Source organism: Poseidonocella sp. HB161398, from assembly GCF_005870025.1.
In the GTDB taxonomy this organism is placed as follows: Bacteria; Pseudomonadota; Alphaproteobacteria; order Rhodobacterales; family Rhodobacteraceae; genus Mangrovicoccus.
Window position 1 is genome coordinate 1 of record NZ_VATA01000191.1, and the last position, 2123, is coordinate 2123.

A 2123-nucleotide genomic window follows, 5' to 3' on the forward strand; every position below is an offset into this window, starting at 1 on the left:
GTCGTGTGTGGACGCCCCCGCGAATGCAAGCAGAACTTAGGAAGGTGGCGGGATGTGATCGGGTGCAGTCGTGTGTCCGGCCTGTCATTGCGGCGGTTCGCGCCGCTGGCCCGTATGGAGATGCGCGAACCGGGTCCAACTCGGGTTGGCGAGCTCGATGAACCGCGCCGGGCTTGCCGGAGGCTCCCAACCTTGAGAAGGTGGCGCGTAGGCATGGATTGCCATCGCGCCGATCGGACCAACACCCGGCATTGTCATGAGGCGGGAAATATCTTCGCTCTGCGCAGCTCGGTTCCTGATCTCCTTGGCAAGGGCATCTATGCGAGTGTCAAGCTAGGCGACTTGTTCCAGCAGCATGAGCCCGAGCGCCTGAACCGCCGCCGGAAGGGTATCACTCTGAGTTTCGAGGATACTGCGCAGGCGACGAACGCTCGCCAGTCCCTGCGGTGCAATGCGACCATGTTCGGCAAGATGCCCGCGCAGGGCGTTAACTACCTGGGTGCGTTGGCGGACCAACATATCCCGAGTACGAAAGAGCATGCTCTCAGCCTGCTGCTCCTGCGTCTTTACGGCTACGAAGTGCATCGTGGGTCGCGAAGCAGCCTCGGTAATCGCCTCCGCATCAGCCGCATCATTTTTCTGTCGCTTCACGAATGGCTTCACGTAAATGGCCGGGATGAGCCGGACCACATGACCCAAGCGGGCAATCTCCCGACCCCAGTGGTGGGAGCTTGCGCACGCCTCCATCGCCACAATGCACCGCGGTTGCTCTGCAAGCGCTCCGAGCAGCTTTTCGCGCGTGAGCTTGCGACGAAAGGCTACCGTCCCGTCGGCACGGGCACCGTGGAGCCGGAAACTCCGCTTGGCCAAATCAATCCCGGTAATGCTGACATCTTCCATGGTCATCCTCCTCAACCTCTCCTCCATCAGTATACCGATCATTCGGTGAGAGCCGGGAGGGGGCGTCCACCCCATCGGGTTGCGAGAACGAACCTGAACCGGGGACGGCACCCGATGACCAAACCCGTGATGGACCTCCGCGCGCTGGTCGAGAAGAGCGCAGATGCGGACCTGCTGCGCGAGATGATCGGCTTTGCTGCCGCGCGGCTGATGGAATTCGAGCGCCCGCCAATCGATCCGGTGGATTGCTTGCAGCGAGAATGAGGCCGGCGCCAGGACAGGCGCCGATTGCGGCGAGAAAAGCAGCGACCGGCTGGCGCAGCGGAACGGATACCGCGGCCGGGACTGGCGGGCAAGGCGGATCAGGAAACGATCCGGGGGATCGTTTCCCCGCCGAACGGCGGGCAGCGTCGAGCTGCGTATCCCGCGCTTGCGTACCGGATCGCATTTCCCGTCTTTCCTCGAGCCCCGGCGCTCGGTGGAGAGTTCGCCCGCGAACGCCATCGGTCCGAGAGAACGGGCGGACGCTGACCGCCGTGTCCAGGAGGCCTGCGTCCACGGCGTATCGACCCGGGCCATGGATGACCTCGTGCAAGCCATGGACGGGGCCGGCATCTCGTAGAGCCAGGTCAGCCGCTTGTGCGAGGAACGAACCATTCTCCGCCACCGGTCCGAGGACGATGGCGAGTGACGGCTGTGTCGATGCCTTCCCGACCCGGCCCATCGAGGGAGAATGGCCCTTCGGCGGGGAAAGGCTCCCCCGGAGCCTTTCCTTTTCCGCCTCAGCTCGCGGATTGATGCGACCTGCCTGAAGGTGCGCCAGGGCGGCGCATCGTCAGCGTCGCGGTTGCGCTGGCGGTGGGCATCAACACGGATGGCAGGCGCGAGGTGCTGGGCATGGCGATCGGTGCCTCCGAGGCCGGGCCCTTCTGGACCGAAGTCCTCCGCGACCTCGTCCGGCGTGGTCTGTCAGGCCTGAGGCTGGTGATCTCTGACGCCCATGAGGGCATCCAGGCGGCCACGGCCCGCGTCCTGCCGACCACCTGGCAGCGGTGCCGGGTTCACGTCCAGCGCAATGCCCTGACCCATGCCGGCAAGAGCAGCCGACGGGCGGTGTCTGCCTTCCTCGCCACAGCCTTTGCCCAGCCCGACCACGCGGCGGCCAAGACGCAATGGCGCCGGGTCGCGGATCAGATGCGCCCGAAGCCGCCAAAGCTCGCGGC

General features: G+C 65.3%; 1 protein-coding gene and 1 pseudogene. One reads left to right on the plus strand and one right to left on the minus strand.

Translation table 11 applies throughout. The features are described 5' to 3' along the window. Positions 1-333: 333 nt before the first annotated feature. Entirely contained in the window at positions 334-900 is a 567-nt protein-coding gene (locus FGX59_RS36590) for an IS110 family transposase (protein WP_171061021.1), read from the minus strand. Positions 901-1014: 114 nt separating this feature from the next. On the opposite strand from FGX59_RS36590, the pseudogene FGX59_RS40005 reads away from it, so the two are divergent. Next, a pseudogene (locus FGX59_RS40005) lies at positions 1015-2123 on the plus strand (transposase); the annotation flags it as partial.

Coding starts and splice junctions, on each gene's coding strand:
- FGX59_RS36590 (WP_171061021.1), bottom strand. CDS start 900: ATGGAAGATGTCAGCATTACCGGGATTGATTTGGCCAAGCGGAGTTTC.